This window comes from Brevibacterium sp. 2SA (assembly GCF_005502845.1).
In the GTDB taxonomy this organism is placed as follows: Bacteria; Actinomycetota; Actinomycetes; order Actinomycetales; family Brevibacteriaceae; genus Brevibacterium.
On record NZ_SCMW01000048.1, the window covers coordinates 1 to 14,894 of the forward strand.

General features: G+C 69.2%; 13 protein-coding genes and 1 pseudogene. 9 read left to right on the plus strand and 5 right to left on the minus strand.

The features are described 5' to 3' along the window. The 7 genes and pseudogenes from FFS20_RS17995 to FFS20_RS14265 all read left to right on the plus strand — a co-directional run. A pseudogene (locus FFS20_RS17995) lies at nucleotides 1-437 on the plus strand (monooxygenase); the annotation flags it as partial. Between the two features lie 86 nt (nucleotides 438-523). Continuing rightward, nucleotides 524-1,501 (plus strand): VOC family protein, encoded by a 978-nt coding sequence (locus FFS20_RS14240; RefSeq protein ID WP_137826490.1) that lies wholly within the window; start codon nucleotides 524-526, stop codon nucleotides 1,499-1,501. Nucleotides 1,502-1,503: 2 nt separating this feature from the next. Further along, nucleotides 1,504-2,358: an alpha/beta hydrolase gene (locus tag FFS20_RS14245; protein ID WP_137826491.1), complete on the plus strand. Its 855-nt coding sequence runs from the start codon at nucleotides 1,504-1,506 to the stop codon at nucleotides 2,356-2,358. Between the two features lie 2 nt (nucleotides 2,359-2,360). Further along, nucleotides 2,361-3,155, plus strand: coding sequence for a fumarylacetoacetate hydrolase family protein (locus tag FFS20_RS14250; RefSeq protein WP_137826492.1), 795 nt, complete (start codon nucleotides 2,361-2,363; stop codon nucleotides 3,153-3,155). 53 nt (nucleotides 3,156-3,208) lie between these two features. Then, nucleotides 3,209-4,174: an acetaldehyde dehydrogenase (acetylating) gene (locus tag FFS20_RS14255; RefSeq protein WP_137826493.1), complete on the plus strand. Its 966-nt coding sequence runs from the start codon at nucleotides 3,209-3,211 to the stop codon at nucleotides 4,172-4,174. Continuing rightward, nucleotides 4,171-5,181, plus strand: coding sequence for a 4-hydroxy-2-oxovalerate aldolase (gene dmpG / locus FFS20_RS14260; RefSeq protein ID WP_137826494.1), 1,011 nt, complete (start codon nucleotides 4,171-4,173; stop codon nucleotides 5,179-5,181). The genes FFS20_RS14255 and dmpG overlap by 4 nt, the downstream gene beginning before the upstream one ends. A 1-nt stretch (nucleotide 5,182) precedes the next feature. Beyond that, nucleotides 5,183-7,138: an FAD-dependent monooxygenase gene (locus FFS20_RS14265; RefSeq protein ID WP_137826495.1), complete on the plus strand. Its 1,956-nt coding sequence runs from the start codon at nucleotides 5,183-5,185 to the stop codon at nucleotides 7,136-7,138. Here FFS20_RS14265 and FFS20_RS14270 read toward each other — a convergent pair. Further along, nucleotides 7,099-8,121, minus strand: a complete 1,023-nt coding sequence (locus FFS20_RS14270) for a GNAT family N-acetyltransferase (protein WP_137826496.1) — start codon at nucleotides 8,119-8,121, stop codon at nucleotides 7,099-7,101. The two genes, FFS20_RS14265 and FFS20_RS14270, sit on opposite strands and share 40 nt — an antisense overlap. Nucleotides 8,122-8,167: 46 nt before the next feature. On the opposite strand from FFS20_RS14270, the gene FFS20_RS14275 reads away from it, so the two are divergent. After that, nucleotides 8,168-8,977 (plus strand): purine-nucleoside phosphorylase, encoded by an 810-nt coding sequence (locus FFS20_RS14275; RefSeq protein WP_137826497.1) that lies wholly within the window; start codon nucleotides 8,168-8,170, stop codon nucleotides 8,975-8,977. Nucleotides 8,978-8,994: 17 nt separating this feature from the next. Next, a complete protein-coding gene (locus FFS20_RS14280; RefSeq protein WP_137826498.1) occupies nucleotides 8,995-10,809 on the plus strand; it encodes a phospho-sugar mutase in 1,815 nt (604 codons plus the stop codon). Between the two features lie 173 nt (nucleotides 10,810-10,982). Here FFS20_RS14280 and deoC read toward each other — a convergent pair whose 3' ends face one another. From deoC to FFS20_RS14300, 4 genes are all read right to left on the minus strand, one after another. Continuing rightward, nucleotides 10,983-11,636, minus strand: coding sequence for a deoxyribose-phosphate aldolase (deoC, locus tag FFS20_RS14285; RefSeq protein ID WP_137826499.1), 654 nt, complete (start codon nucleotides 11,634-11,636; stop codon nucleotides 10,983-10,985). A 105-nt stretch (nucleotides 11,637-11,741) separates the two neighbouring features. Continuing rightward, nucleotides 11,742-13,031, minus strand: coding sequence for a thymidine phosphorylase (locus FFS20_RS14290; protein ID WP_137826500.1), 1,290 nt, complete (start codon nucleotides 13,029-13,031; stop codon nucleotides 11,742-11,744). Between the two features lie 48 nt (nucleotides 13,032-13,079). Then, complete coding sequence (locus FFS20_RS14295; RefSeq protein ID WP_137826501.1) at nucleotides 13,080-13,580, minus strand: cytidine deaminase; 501 nt, start codon at nucleotides 13,578-13,580, stop codon at nucleotides 13,080-13,082. A gap of 26 nt (nucleotides 13,581-13,606) precedes the next feature. Beyond that, a complete protein-coding gene (locus tag FFS20_RS14300) occupies nucleotides 13,607-14,893 on the minus strand; it encodes an ABC transporter permease (RefSeq protein ID WP_137826502.1) in 1,287 nt (428 codons plus the stop codon). Between the last annotated feature and the right edge of the window lies 1 nt (nucleotide 14,894).

Sequence of the window (14,894 nt, forward strand, 5' to 3'; positions counted from 1 at the left end):
ATCCCCCGCTCATCGCCCCACCCGTCCTCACCGCCGGATGGCTGCGCGGTCGGCCGAGCGAAGACACCGTCATCGGACGGATGATCCCCCAGCCGAAGGTCGAGACCACCGACGGACGGATGCTCCGTCTCGACGATGCGCTCGGTCGAGGCTGCGTCCTCCTCGGCGACGGTATCGACCCGGCCGACCTGCTCACTGCAAGCGAACGCAGGGACTGGGACAGCCTCGGTGCGCGCTACGTCACCGTGCGTCAGCGCAACGAGGCAACGGTCACTGCCGAAGAGATCGTCGACCTCCACGGCGTGCTCCGTGAATGGATGACCGGCTTCGGAGTCCGCGCGGTGGCACTGCGTCCCGACCGCTTCGTCGCCGCCGCCGACACCTCCGGCCTCGCCGTCCCCGCCTGGCCGTCGACCGCACCGACCGCTCCCGCGTGAGACCCGTCCATCGCCACGCACCGCCGCACCGCCTGCCGGTGCACATCGACTCTGCCCCACTGAACCGACAACACGGAGGACACACCATGCCCGCTCATTTCCACCCGGAGATCGCCAAACTCGGCGCCGCCCACCTCGTGACTCCCGACCTCGAGAAGTCCCTGTGGTTCTTCCATGAGGTCATCGGCCTCGAGATCACCGCGCGGACCGAGACCAAGGTCTACCTGCGTGCTGCGATGGAACGCGAGCACCACAGCCTCGTCCTCGAAGCCGGCGACCGCGCCCGCCTCGACCACGTCTCGTGGCGGGTCAGACGACCCGAGGACCTCGAGGGCTTCCACACGCTCCTCACCGACAACGGCAACGACGTCGCCGTCGACCCGGCGAACAGCGAAGACGGCTATGGAGAGTCCCTGCGGATCAGCTCCCCCGCCGGTCACAGATTCCGTCTCTACTACGACGTCGACAAGCCAGGCGTTGCCGAGGCGGACCGTTCGGTGCTGCTCAACCAGCGGTACCGCTCATGGAACCACGGCATCGGCGTGCGCCGCATCGACCACGTCAATCTCTGGACCACCCACGACCCCGAGGTCCAGCATCGGTGGCTCAGCGACAACCTTGGCTTCCGGCTGCGCGAATACATCCAGACCCCGGCCGGCCGGGTCGGCGGCTGGATGAGCGTGACCCCGCTCGTCCACGACATCGCCGTCATGCAGGCCGGCCCGCAGGAGGCCAGCCCGGCACGCATGCACCACCTCGCTTTCTGGCTCGACAACGCCGCTGATGTCCTCCGGGCTGCCGACATCGTCGTCGAGGCCGGTCTCACCCCCGATCAGGGCCCGGGCAAGCACGGCGTCAGCCAGGCCTTCTTCCTCTACGTCCGCGACCCGGGCTCAGGTCATCGCGTCGAGATCTTCAGCAACGGCTACCTCATCTTCGACCCCGACTGGGAACCGGTCGAATGGGGACCCGAGGACATCGCGATGGCCCTGACCATGTGGGGACCCACCGACTACGTCCCGCACACCGACGACAACATCATGAACACCACGACGGAGGCCTGATCATGCCGCACTTCACCACCGAACGCGTCCGGACCGGGGACTTCACCACCTCGTACCTCGATTCCGGGGGCACCGGCGACGTCGTCGTCCTCCTCCACGGCGGCGGCCCGGGGGCGAACTCCGTGACGAACTGGGCCGAGTTCATTCCCGGCCTCTCCGATGACTATCGGGTCATCGCACCGGACATCTACGGGTGGGGAGCCACCGACCATCCCGGCGAGGACGCCCTGCCCGGATCAATGACCGCGTGGGTGCGCGCCCGAGTCAACCAGATCCTCGACCTCCTCGACGCCCTCGACATCGACCGCGCCCATTTCGTCGGCAACTCCGCCGGCGGCGCACTGTCGCTGTGGATCACGCACACCGCACCCGAACGCGTCATCGACCTCGTCCTCATGGGCAGCGCCGGCGGTCAGATGGCAGCTCCGACCCCCGAGGTCATCCGCATGGTCTCCTTCTACAAGGATCCCTCGGAGGCAGGCCTGAAGTCCCTCACGCGCTGGTTCGTCTACGACGAGGACAGCCTCGGCGACTCGCTCGACACCATCGTTGAGAACCGCCTCGCCGAGGTGCTCCGGCCGGAGGTTCGACGCTCGTTCCAGTCGATGTACGCCACCCCCACCTCGCCGGCGGAGATGACCGTGCCACCGTCGGCCCTGCGCCGGATCACGCACAGGGTCCTCCTCGTCCATGGCCGGGAGGACCGGTTCATCACTCCTGACTCATCCGTCTACTTCAGCCAGCACCTGCCCAACTCCCAGGTCCACATCTTCGACCGATGCGGTCACTGGGTGCAGATCGAACGCCGTGATCCCATGCTCTTCCTCGTCCGCGGCTTCCTCACCGGGGAACTGTGACGATGAGTGCCACAGACCCCCGCATCGCGGCCCTCGCCGATTCCCTGCAGTCGGCAGCCGAAACCGGCCAGCCCATCCCCCGGCCCTCCGCCGCCGACCCCGATCTCAGCCTCGCCGACGCCTACCGCGTGCAGGAGACGCTGACCGCCGCACGGCGCAGCCGCGGAGAAGTCGTCGTCGGACGCAAGGTCGGACTGACCTCGACGGCGATGCAGCGCCAACTCGGCGTCGACCAACCCGACTTCGGGATCCTCACCGACGCCATGGTCGTCGACAACGGGGAGAGCATCAGCCTCCGCACCCTCATCGCGCCGCGCCTCGAACCGGAGTTCGCCTTCCGGTTCGCGGCCCCCGTGCCGGCCGACCTCACGCCGACCGAGGTGCGTGACGCGATCGACGCCGTCGCGATCGCGATCGAGATCATCGATTCCCGCGTGGAGAACTGGGACATCGGCCTCGTCGACACTGTCGCCGACAACGCCTCCTCGGCTGCCGTCGTCCTCGGCCCGTGGCGGGAGGCCTCGGCCGAACTGCTCGACGCGCTCATCACCACAGAGATCACCCTGACTTCCGACAGCGGCGACTCCGTCTCCGGTCCCGGATCCGCCGTCCTCGGCGATCCGACCACAGCCGTCCAGTGGCTGGCCGGAGCTCTCGGCGGCTTCGGGGCGACGATCACCGCGGGCAGCTTCGTCATCGCCGGTGCTGTGACGGCGGCCGTGCCGGCCCCACCGGAGACTCGGTGGACCGCCTCGGCGCCTGGCTTCGAATCCGTGGAACTCGGGGTGACACCTTGACCGCACCCAGGACGCCTGAAACCCCCGGCGCAGACGACAAGGAGACAGCGACGATGACAGGGACGAAGGTCGCGATCATCGGATCCGGCAACATCGGCACCGACCTCATGTTCAAGGTCATGCGCCTGAGCACAGCACTGGAGATGGGAATGCTCGTAGGCATCGACCCGGACTCAGACGGTTTGGCCCGTGCACGCAGCATGGGCGTGCCCACCACCCACGACGGGGTCGAGGGACTCATCGCGAGCCCCGACTTCGACGACATCGCCATCGTCTTCGACGCCACGAGCGCCGCCGCCCACCGCACGAACGCCGAGAAGCTCCTCCCCCACGGCAAACGGCTCGTCGACCTCACTCCGGCCGCGCTCGGTCCCTACGTGGTCCCGGCGGTCAACCTCGACGCCCACCTCGACGCCGCCGACGTCAACATGGTCACCTGCGGCGGGCAGGCGACCATTCCGATCGTCCACGCCGTCTCCCAGCTCGTGCCCGTCCTCTATGCCGAGATCGTCGCCTCGATCGCCTCCCGGTCGGCCGGTCCGGGCACCCGGGCGAACATCGACGAGTTCACCGAGACTACAGCGGCGGCCCTCGAACAGGTCGGCGGGGCCGCCCGCGGAAAGGCGATCATCGTGCTCAACCCCGCCGATCCCCCGATGATCATGCGCGACACCGTCCAGATGCTCACCTGCCGTCTCAGCCCCGCTGAGGCGCAGGGGGTCGAATCCGCTGTCGAAGCCCGAGTCGCCGAAGTCGCCCGTTACGTGCCGGGCTACCGGCTCAAACAGCGCGTCGTCATCGACGACGAGTCCGCCGACGCCGGGCGTCTCATTCCCACGACTGCTCAGCAAGCCGACGGATACTCGCGCATCAGCGTCTTCATCGAGGTCGAGGGCGCTGCGATGTACCTGCCCGCCTATGCCGGGAACCTCGACATCATGACCTCCGCGGCACTGCGCACCGGTGAGAGCATCGCAGCCGCGACGACAGGACCCGCACCGACGAAGGAGACACTGTGAGCCCCAAGGTGTATCTGCAGGATGTCACCCTACGCGACGGCATGCACGCGATCGCGCATCGCATCACCCCCGAGTCCGTCGGGCGTATCGCAGCCGCGCTCGAGGCAGCCGGCGTCGACGCGATCGAAGTCGCTCACGGCGACGGTCTGGCTGGGGCCAGTCTGACCTACGGGCCGGGGTCCCATGATGCTCTCGCCTGGATCGATGCGGCCGCCGAGGCGGTTGACCGTGCCGTGCTCACGACGCTGCTGCTGCCGGGCATCGGCACACTGCGCGACCTTCGTGAAGCCTACGACCACGGAGTGACCTCGGTGCGCATCGCCACCCACTGCACCGAGGCCGACGTCGCCGCCCAGCACATCGACGCCGCGAAGTCGTGGGGCATGGACGTCTCAGGCTTCCTCATGATGGCCCACCTCGCCGAACCTGCACAGCTGGCTGAGCAGGCCGCTCTCATGGAGTCCTACGGCGCAGACTGCGTCTACATCACCGACTCCGCCGGCCGTCTGACGATGGACGGAGTGCGCGACCGCGTGCGTGCGTATCGCGACCGCCTCGACGCCGGGACGCAGATCGGCATCCATGCCCACCAGAACCTCTCACTGGCCGTGGCGAACTCGGTCGTCGCCGTCGAGGAAGGCGCGTTCCGGGTCGACGCCTCACTGGCCGGTCACGGCGCCGGGGCGGGCAACACACCGATCGAACCCCTCGTCGCGGTCGCCCAACTGCTCGGCTGGGACACCGCGGCTGACCTCTTCAGCCTCCAGGATGCCGCCGACGACCTCATCCGACCGCTCCAGGACCGACCGGTGCAGGTCGATCGGGAGACACTGACGCTCGGACTCTCCGGCACCTACTCGAGCTTCCTCCGCCACGCCGAGAGGGTGGCCGACACCTACGGTCTCGACGCCCGATCGCTGCTCGTCGAGGCCGGGAACCGTGCCCTCATCGGCGGCCAGGAGGACATGCTCGTCGACATCGCCCTCGATCTCTCGACACGGAGCTGACGTGCAGTACCACCGCGACGGCTTCCGGTCCGGCGACCCCCGTCGTCATCCGGCGACGCGGGTCGCCGGTGAGGACCGCGACGAGACGGATGTCCTCATCGTCGGCGGCGGACCCGCAGGTCTCCTCCTCTCGGCCTACCTGTCCCAGTTCTCCGACCTCACCACATGCCTCGTCGAGAAGAGCCGCGGACCGCTCGAGCTCGGCCGAGCCGACGGCGTCGCCTGCCGCACCGTGGAGACGTTTGCGTCGTTCGGACTGGCCGGTCGGCTCATCGACGAGGCGTACTGGGTCAACGAGACAGCGTTCTGGCATCCGGACGCAGACGACCGCGAACGGATCGTGCGCACCGGGCTCGTCCAGGACGTCGAGGACGGGCTGAGCGAGTTCCCCCATGTCATCGTCAATCAGGCGCGGATCCAGGATCTGCTCCTCGGGTTCATGGACAACAGCCCCACGCGTCTGACCCCGACCTATGGCGTCGAGTTCTCCTCCCTCACCATAGACCGCGCCCGCACTCACCCCGTCGAGGCCGTGCTGCGGGATGCGGACAGCGGGGAGACACGCACAGTCCGGGCGAAGTACCTCGTCGGTGCCGACGGCGCCCGGAGCGCCGTGAGACGGGCCATCGGCCTCTCGCTCCACGGTGAGGCCGCCGGGCATGCCTGGGGTGTGATGGACATGCTCGCCGTCACCGACTTCCCCGACATCAGGAGGAAGGCCGCGATCCAGTCGGCGACCCACGGCAGCATCCTGCTCATCCCGCGCGAGGGCGGTTACCTCGTGCGGCTCTACGTCGACCTCGGCGTCGTCGACGACGAAAACCGCGCTGCGGTGCGCCGGACGACGCCGGAGCAGATCATCGAGATCGCCCGCGACGTCATCCGCCCCTACTCCCTCGACATCAGGGAGATCGTCTGGTCCTCGATCTACGAGGTGGCACAGCGCACCGCCGATGCCTTCGACGATGCGGGCACCGACCTCGCGAACGGGATTGATCCCCGTGTCTTCATCGTCGGGGATGCCTGCCACACGCACAGCGCCAAAGCCGGGCAGGGAATGAACGTGTCGATGCAGGACGCGTTCAACCTCGGATGGAAACTCAGCGGAACCCTGCTCGGCCGCACTGCCCCGGCAATCCTGCGAACGTACTCCCAGGAGCGCCAACCGGTGGCCCAGGAGCTCATCGACTTCGATCGTTCGTGGTCGCAGCTGATGGCGCAGGCTCCGGCGGACCCGGATCATCCCGAACGCGGCGGGGTCGACCACGCGACGCTCCAGGACCACTTCGTCCGCGCCGGTCGGTACACGGCAGGCCTGGGCATCGAGTACCCACCGGGACCGCTCATCGCAGGCGCCACCTCGCCCACGGCAGCCCGCGGGTACCCGCCGGGTCAACGCTTCCACTCGGCACCGGTGACCCGTGTGAGCGACGGACTGCGCACCGAGCTCGGCCACGTCCACCTAGCCGATGGACGGTGGCGCCTCTTCCTCTTCGCCGACAGCGACCGCCGTCTCTTCGATCAGGCGTGCGCCTGGCTCGCAGAGGCGCCCGAGTCACCCGTGCTGCGGCACACCCCGGCGGATGCGGACATCGACGCCGTCATCGATGTCCGCGGCATCGTCCAGGACCACCACCGCGATGTCGCGCCCTCCGACGTGCCGGCCCTGCTGCGGCCGCGCACCGGACGACTGGGCCTGGTCGATGAGGAGAAGCTCTTCAGCGCGATCAGCAGGCAGGCCGGCACCCCCGATCGCGACATCTTCGACGACCGCGACATCGACCGGTCCCGCGGCGCCGTTGTCCTCGTCCGTCCCGACCAGTACGTGGCCGCCGTCGTCGCGGTCGATCAGGTGACCACGCTCACCGAGTTCTTCGGCACCTTCATGTCTCAGCCCGGTCCACAGCCGGGACCGTCTCATACGGTGTCCGCGGGAGGTCCCGAGAGAGTCTCGTAGCGGTAGAGTTCGCCGGCCTGACCGGCGGCGAGGAGCCGATCGGCGAGCGCCGAGACCACGGGCATGCCGCTGGTGACTTCGATGACGACATCGGCATCGACCGACAGCCTGGCCAGCAGCAGCTCGGCATCGGCGACAGCGGCCTCGAACTGCTCAGACGAGGCGTCAGCGACGTCCTCACGGGTCTCGAACATCGATCCGAGGATGAGCTCGGTCGCCGGCTCCTCCTCGGCATTCCCGGGCAGGTTCGCCGCGGCATCCTGCCCACCGCCGACCGGTGCCGGCTCCGCCTCGCGCGCATAGGAGACGGCGAAGGCGCTCAGCCCGCTGCCCGACGCGCCCTCACCGGCAGCCGCGGAGTCGCTCATGAGCATCGCCGCACCATGGGCACCGGCCGCCTCGGAGAGGAACGCACTGCTCACCTGACCGATCGTCAGCGGCGCGACCGCATCGTCGCGGTTGACCGCGGTGTACCACTCGAGGAAGGCCTTCGTCAGCTTGACCGACCCGGTCGAGACGATCTCGAGGTCCTCGGCGCGACCGCCGCCGCTGGGCGGCAGGGCCCCGGCGGGAATCTTGATGACCCGCGTCGTCGTCAGCGGTGTGAAACCGAGCGCCTCGGCGAATTTCTCCCCCACGCTGCCGGCCTCGACCCGGGCCCGCAGGTCGAGGCCCTCCAGCGGGGTGCCTGCGGTCTCGGCCGACACCGCCTCGAAGAGCTCACGACCGAGCCCGTGGCCGCGCTCCTCGGCAGCGACCTCGACGTTGACCCACGCCCGGTACGGGTGGAGCGGGGACTCGGCGATCGCAGCCGCGCCGACGGGAACCTCGGGGACCACCTCGGCGATGACCGACCGCAGCAGCGGGGACTCCGCGGCCGGACGGAACAGGGACCGGGCCATGTGACCGGCCGGTGTCGCCGCGTCGGAGAACACCTCGTTCAGTCGCAGATCGTCGCCGTCGGCAAGTGGTCGGATCGGCATGGTGAGCGCTCCTTGCGGCATGTCAGATGTTGATAATCTTGGCGTCATGACTGACTTAAGCGATCCTACCGCCGCCGCGCAGGCAGCGGCCACGACCATCAACTCCGCCGCTGGGATCGAGTCCCATGACATCGCCCTCGTCCTCGGATCGGGATGGGGCGGAGCGGCCGAGCTGCTGGGCGAGACGATCAGCGAAGTCCCCGCCGCCGAGGTCCCCGGCTTCCACGCTCCGGCCGTCGCCGGCCACGTCCCCACGCTGCGCACCGTGCGCATCGCCTCGAGCGGGAAGCACGCCCTCGTCCTCGGTTCGCGCACCCACTACTACGAAGGCAAGGGCGTGCGCGCCGTCGCCCACGGTGTGCGCACCGCTGCCGCCGCCGGCTGCACCAGCCTCGTGCTCACCAACGGCTGCGGTGGGCTCAACCGCAATTGGGCCCCGGGCACCCCGGTCCTCATCTCCGACCACATCAACCTCACCGGCACCTCCCCCATCGAAGGCGCGAACTTCGTCGACCTCACCGATCTCTACTCGCCGCGAATGCGGGCCATCGCCAAGGAGATCGACCCGACCCTCGACGAAGGCGTCTACGCCCAGTTCCGCGGCCCCCACTACGAAACCCCGGCTGAGGTGCGGATGGCGGGCATCCTCGGCGCCGACCTCGTCGGCATGTCGACGACGCTCGAGGCCATCGCCGCCCGGCAGGCAGGACTCGAACTCATGGGCATCTCGCTCGTGACGAACCTCGCCGCAGGCATCCAGGAGACCCCGCTCTCCCACGCCGAGGTCATCGAGGCCGGAGCCGCCGCGGCCCCGCGGATCTCCCAGCTGCTCGCCGACATCGTCGGACAGCTCTGAGGCCGGTGGGCGAATCGATGAGCGAATCGAACACGAGCCCGGTCCGGGTCGCCGACCGCTTCACGACAGGCTTCGACGCCGACATCGTCCGTGCGTGGATCGCCGATGACCCCGATCCGCAGACAGCCACGTCGCTGACGGCCATCCTCGCCGAGGCGGAGGCCGGTGACGCAGCCGCGCTCGCCGACCTTGCCGACCGGTTCTCCGGTCCCCTCGTCTTCGGCACTGCGGGCCTGCGCGGGGAGATCGCCGCGGGGCCCAACCGGATGAACCGCTCCGTCGTCATCCGCGCCGCGGCCGGACTCTCGGCGTTCCTCCGCGACACCGTCGGCCCGGGCTTCCGCGTCGTCATCGGCTGCGACGCCCGCTACAAGTCCTCCGACTTCGCCCGCGACACCGCGGCCGTCGTCACCGCCGCCGGCGGGGTGGCCATTCAGCTGCCCGAACAGCTGCCGACTCCGCTCACGGCGTTCGCGCTCTCCCACCTCGGCGCCGATGCCGCGGTCATGGTCACCGCGAGCCACAACCCTCCCGCCGACAACGGCTATAAGGTCTACCTCGGGGAGCGGCCGCTGCTCGCGATCGAACCGGACCCGGTCACTGCCCGTGCGGGTGCGGGCGCGCAGATCGTGCCCCCGGCCGATGCGCTCATCGCCGAGAGGATCGCCGCCGTCCCGTCCGTCGCGTCGGTGCCGCGCGCCGAATCGGGTTGGGAGCACCTCGATGACACGATCGTCGAGGCCTACCTCGAGAGCATCGAGGCCCTCGGCGTGCGCGCGAGCGCGGACCTGTCGATCGTGCTCACCTCGCTCCACGGCGTCGGGGCGACCGTCGCCGAGGCGGCGCTGGCGCTCACCGGGTTCGAGAACCTCCACCCGGTGGCCGCTCAGCAGCAGCCGGACCCCGACTTCCCGACAGTCGCCTTCCCCAACCCGGAGGAAGCCGGCGCCCTCGACGAGGCGTATGCCCTGGCCAGGGAGGCCGGCGCCGATCTCATCATCGCCAACGACCCCGACGCGGACCGGTTCTCCGCGGCGATCCCGGATCCGACCGCGGCGCCGGGATACCGGCAGCTGTCCGGGGACGAGGTGGGCCTCCTCCTCGGCGAGGACATCGCCTCCCGGCTTGCGGCCTCCGCGTCGCCAGCAGGGACTGCCGGGGACGCAACCGCCGATGTCGCGACCGCCTCGGTGAATGAGTCCGGCACGGCCGGGCCCGTCTTCGCGAACTCGATCGTCTCCTCGCGGGGGCTCGCCGCCGCTGTGCGCGCCCACGGCTTCCCCGCAGTGCAGACGCTCACCGGCTTCAAGTGGATCTCGCGGGTGCCCGGCCTCGTCTTCGGCTACGAGGAGGCTCTCGGCTACTGCGTCGACCCGACCGTCGTCCGCGACAAGGACGGAATCTCCGCGGCCGTGACCTTCGCCGCGCTGGCGTCGCGCCTCAAACGGGACGGGGCAACGATCGATGCCGAGCTCGACCGCATCCGCACCCGCGACGGCTTCTTCGCGACGGCACCGCTGAGCTTCCGCCTCGACGACGTCTCCCTCATCGCCTCGGCGATGGACAAACTGCGGCAGGCTCCGCCGACCGCGCTGGCCGGGTCGCCCGTCGCCGAAGTCCACGACCTCTCGACCGGGTACGACGGGCTGCCGCCGACTGACGGCATCCTCCTGCTCTCGGAGTCGAACTCGCGGGTCATCGTCCGTCCGTCAGGCACCGAACCGAAGCTCAAGTGCTACCTCGAGGTCGTCGGCGCCCCCTCCCTGGGACCGTCGCTGCAGGAGCGACTGAGCACGATCACGACAGAGCTCAAGGCCTACTTCGGACTCTGACCTCGGCACGAGGTGCTCGCACGGAGCTGTGGGGACTTTGCTCGATCAAGCGCTGGTGCGGATCGCGGGCCGTGCACGGGCCCGCATCCGCGCTGCCGCTTGATCGAGCGGCCGCCGGTCCGTGGGCCCTGTGGCGTGCCGGTCCGTGGGCGCGCCGCACGCACCGGGGCGCGTCAGTCGGAGAGTCCGGCGAGGATCGCGGCGGACCCGGACAGGCCGAGGCGCGAGGCACCGGCGGCGATCATCTCCTCGGCCGCCTCGACGGTGCGGATCCCGCCGGAGGCCTTGACGCCGAGGCGATCGCCGACGGTCTCGCGCATGAGCGCCACCGCGTGCGCACTGGCCCCACCTGCCGGGTGGAATCCGGTCGAGGTCTTGACGAAATCGGCCCCAGCCGCCTCGGCGCGCCGACTGACCTCGACGATCTGCTCGTCGGTCAGTGCCGCGGATTCGATGATCACCTTGACGAGCGCATCCCCGCTGGCCTCGACGACCCCGCGGATGTCGGCCTCGACGGCGTCGAAGTCCCCGGCGATCGCCTGCCCGATGTTGATGACCATGTCGACCTCAGCGGCGCCGTCGGTCACGGCCCGCTCGGTTTCGGCGGCCTTGATCTCCGGCTTCACCTGACCGCTGGGGAACCCGACGACGGTCGCGACGACGAGGTCGCCGGTGTCGGTGAGCGGCAGCATCGACGGCGAGACGCACACGGCGAGGACGCCGAGGTCTTTCGCCTCGTCGACGAGCGCGTCGACGTCGGCCCGCGTCGCCTCCGGCTTGAGCAGGGTGTGGTCGATCATCGCGGCGACGTCGGAGCGGCTGGTCATGGTGTCCTCCAATGGATGTGTTCGGAAATGCTGTGTGCGGTGGTGGAAGGGCGGGGCCGGTGGCAGGTCACGCCGATGACGGCCCCAGCGGCAACGGCCGCCAGCCTACGTGATCGTCTCGAGGACGATCGAGTCCGGCACGGCAGCGGCATCGCCGCCGATCTCGTAGGCCCCGACGAGGGACTCGAGGGCCCGTTCGAAGCGCTCAGGCGTGTCGGTGTGCAGGGTGAGCAGCGGGTCACCGGCTGCGACGGTGTCACCGGGCTTGGCGTGGAGCTCGATGCCGGCGACCGCCTGCACCGGATCCTCCTTCCGCGCGCGTCCGGCGCCGAGCCGCCACGAGGCAACCCCAACGGAGAGCGCATCGAGCTTCGTCAGCACCCCGGATTCGGGGGCGAAGACGACCTCGGTGTCGGAGGCCACGGGCAGCGGGGCGTCCGGATCGCCGTCCTGGGCGCGGATCATCGCCTTCCACTTGTCCATCGCCCGGCCGTCGGTGAGTGCGGCCCGGACGTCGACATCGGTGCGTCCCGCCAGCCGCAGCATCTCCTCGGCGAGGGCCACTGTGAGGTCGACGACATCGGCAGGCCCGCCTCCGGCGAGGACCTCGACGGACTCGCGGACCTCGAGGGCATTGCCGACGGTGAGCCCGAGCGGCGTCGACATGTCCGTGAGCAGCGCCGAGGTCTTCACCCCGGCCGCCTTACCGAGCCCGACCATCGTCTCAGCGAGCCGGCGCGCCTTGCCGATGTCCTTCATGAACGCCCCGGACCCGACCTTGACGTCGAGGACGAGGCCCGCGGTGCCCTCGGCGATCTTCTTCGACATGATCGATGAGGCGATGAGCGGCACGCAGTCGACGGTGGCCGTCGTGTCCCGCAGGGCGTAGAGCTTCTTGTCCGCCGGGGCGAGCCCGGAGCCGGCGGCGCAGATCACGGCCCCGATGTCCTCGAGCTGCGTGAGGATCTCCTTGTTCGACAGGTTCGCCTGCCACCCGGGGATCGCTTCGAGCTTGTCGAGCGTGCCGCCCGTGTGTCCGAGGCCGCGCCCGGACAGCTGCGGGACGGCGACGTCGAAGACCGCGACGAGAGGCGCGAGCGGCAGGGTGATCTTGTCCCCGACACCGCCCGTCGAGTGCTTGTCAGAGGTGGTGCGCGTCAGCGACGAGAAGTCCATCCGCTCCCCCGAGGCGATCATCGCCTGCGTCCAGTCGGCGATCTCCTCGGACTCCATGTCGTTGAGGAAGATCGCCATCGCGAGCGCCGCCATCTGCTCGTCGGCGACGACCCCGCGGGTGTAGGCGTCGATGACCCAGTCGATCTGGTCCTTGGACAGCGCCCGGCCATCGCGCTTGGCGGCGATGACGTCGACGGCGTCGAATGCCTCTACGGTCACAGTGGGTGAACCTCCGGTGGTCGGTGGGAAGTGGTCAGAGGGATAAGGTCAGTGCTTCGGGTGCCCGGTGCCCTCGCCGAGGCGGTCGACTCCGAGGTCGTCGGGACCGAAAGCGTCGGGCAGGACCTCGGCCATCGTCTTCCGTCCCGAGGGCATGTTGAGGATGAGGTCGGCTCCCCCGTGCTCGAAGAGCAGCTGGCGGCAGCGCCCGCACGGGGCGAGCGTGGTGCCGTGGCCGTCGACGCAGTCGAAGGCGACGAGCCGGCCGCCGCCGCTCATGAACAGATCGGAGACGAGCGAGCACTCGGCGCACAGGGTCACCCCGTACGAACTGTTCTCGACATTGCAGCCGGCCACGATCCGCCCGTCGTCGACGAGGGCCGCAGCCCCGACGGGATAGCCCGAATACGGGGCGTAGGCCCTGCCCATGGCGGCGACCGCGGAGGCGCGCAGCAGCTCCCAGGACTCTTCGGTCACCTCGGCGGGGATCACCTTCGGAACCGGCTCACACCAGGTGGGGTCGTCCCCGAACGCCTGTGCTCTCGTCATCGCATCCTCCGATCTCCGTCACACTGTCATGACTTCACGTAGGGCACGCCCTCGGCGGCCGGCGGGCGGACCCGTCCGACGAAGCCGGCGACGGCGAGGATCGTGACGATGTAGGGCAGCATGAGCAGCAGTTCGTTGGGCACGGGGGTGCCGATCGACTGCAGCGTGTTGCCGAGGCTCTTCGAGAAGCCGAAGAGCAGGGCGGCGAAGAGCGCGCCCTTCGGGTTCCACTTGCCGAGGATCATCGCGGCCAGCGCGATGTAGCCCTGTCCGGCCGACATCTCCTTGCCGAAGGCGAGTCCGGAGCCGACGGTGAAGAACGCGCCGCCGAGGCCGGCGATCGCCCCGGCCATGATCGTGTTGCGCACCCGCGTGAAGTTGACCTTGATGCCGACGGTGTCCGCGGCCTTCGGGTGCTCGCCGACCGCCCGCATCCGCAGTCCCCACTTCGAGCGGAAGACGAAGATCTGCAGGGCGATGACGACGACGTACATGATGTAGACGAGGATGTTCTGATCGAAGAGCACCCGCCCGAGGATCGGAATGTCCGAGAGCAGCGGGATCGGCAGGTTGGGCAGCTTCTGCCGGGAGTTCCACAGTTCGGGGTTCTCGGTGAGCACCGTCGAGTAGAGGAAGTTCGTCAGTCCGACGACGAGGACGTTGAGGACGACGCCGATGATGATCTGGTTGACCCAGTACTTCACGGCGAAGAAGGTGAGCACCACGGCGACGAGGGCGCCGGCGATCGGGGCGGCGAGCAGGCCGGCGTAGGGGTTCTTCACCACCGAGGCGACGACCGCGGCGAGGAACGCACCGGCGAGCAGCTGACCTTCGATCGCGATGTTGATGATGCCCGAGCGCTCGCCGATGAGACCGCACATCGCACCGAAGATCAGCGGCACCGACAGGGCCAGAGCGCCGGCGAGCAGAGTGGTCAGCGGGATGACGCCGCCGCTGCCGCCGCCGGCCCACGCGAGGAACGAGAGGACGAAGACGATGCCGAAGGTGACGGGGAACCACGAGCCGAGGTCGTCCCTGCGGGTCGCGAACCAGATGGAAACGGCCGCCATGACGACGAGGATGAGCGAGAGCACGAGGCCCGTGGCCTTCGCGGACACGACGAGGTCGGGGATGGCGAAGAAGTCACCGCCGGTGGCGATCCGGAAGGTCGTATCACCGGCCCGGCCGATGAGACCGAAGAAGATCAGCGCGATGAGCGCGAGCACCGAGTAGACGATCGGGTACTTCCACGCGATCGGCGCGACCACCTTCGTGGGCGCACCGGTGGGGGTGTCAAGAGTCTGTGCGCTCATA

Coding starts and splice junctions, on each gene's coding strand:
- FFS20_RS14295 (WP_137826501.1), bottom strand. CDS start 13,580: ATGACGAGAGCACAGGCGTTCGGGGACGACCCCACCTGGTGTGAGCCG.
- FFS20_RS14300 (WP_137826502.1), bottom strand. CDS start 14,893: ATGAGCGCACAGACTCTTGACACCCCCACCGGTGCGCCCACGAAGGTG.
- FFS20_RS14240 (WP_137826490.1), top strand. CDS start 524: ATGCCCGCTCATTTCCACCCGGAGATCGCCAAACTCGGCGCCGCCCAC.
- FFS20_RS14280 (WP_137826498.1), top strand. CDS start 8,995: ATGAGCGAATCGAACACGAGCCCGGTCCGGGTCGCCGACCGCTTCACG.
- deoC (WP_137826499.1), bottom strand. CDS start 11,636: ATGACCAGCCGCTCCGACGTCGCCGCGATGATCGACCACACCCTGCTC.
- FFS20_RS14250 (WP_137826492.1), top strand. CDS start 2,361: ATGAGTGCCACAGACCCCCGCATCGCGGCCCTCGCCGATTCCCTGCAG.
- FFS20_RS14255 (WP_137826493.1), top strand. CDS start 3,209: ATGACAGGGACGAAGGTCGCGATCATCGGATCCGGCAACATCGGCACC.
- FFS20_RS14245 (WP_137826491.1), top strand. CDS start 1,504: ATGCCGCACTTCACCACCGAACGCGTCCGGACCGGGGACTTCACCACC.
- FFS20_RS14270 (WP_137826496.1), bottom strand. CDS start 8,121: ATGCCGATCCGACCACTTGCCGACGGCGACGATCTGCGACTGAACGAG.
- FFS20_RS14275 (WP_137826497.1), top strand. CDS start 8,168: ATGACTGACTTAAGCGATCCTACCGCCGCCGCGCAGGCAGCGGCCACG.